Raw genomic sequence first — 423 nt, forward strand, 5'->3', positions numbered from 1 at the left:
CACGAATTCGATTGCGCCCATAAGCCCTACCCCGCGCACTTCGCCAACGATCGGCAACTGCGAGAATTTCTCCTTCAGCTGGGCTTGGAAAAACGCGCCGACCTCGCGTGCGTTTCCCGGAAGGTCTTCCCTTTCGACGATATCGAGAACCGCATTTGCCGCCGCGGCGCCAATAGGGTGGCCGGAATAGGTGTAGCCGTGGCCAATGGCGCCGAAGCTCGTCTTGTCGGCCTCGAACACGTCGGCGACCTTGGCGCCGATCAGCGCAGCACCGAGCGGGAAGTAGCCGGACGTGATCGCCTTGGCGATGGTCATGAAGTCGGGTTTCGTGCCGGAGAGCCGCGAGCCGGACCACGCACCGGTGCGGCCGAACCCGGTCACCACCTCGTCGGCGATCAGAAGGATGTCGTGGCGGTCGCAGAT

Annotated in this window: 1 protein-coding gene; it reads right to left on the bottom strand. The window is 63.6% G+C overall.

Going from position 1 to position 423, the window contains the following annotated elements:
- On the bottom strand, positions 1-423 hold a 423-nt coding region (locus EOA28_RS38270; protein ID WP_128315968.1), incomplete at both ends, for an aminotransferase class III-fold pyridoxal phosphate-dependent enzyme.

This window comes from Mesorhizobium sp. M2A.F.Ca.ET.067.02.1.1, from assembly GCF_004023285.1.
GTDB lineage: Bacteria > Pseudomonadota > Alphaproteobacteria > Rhizobiales > Rhizobiaceae > Mesorhizobium.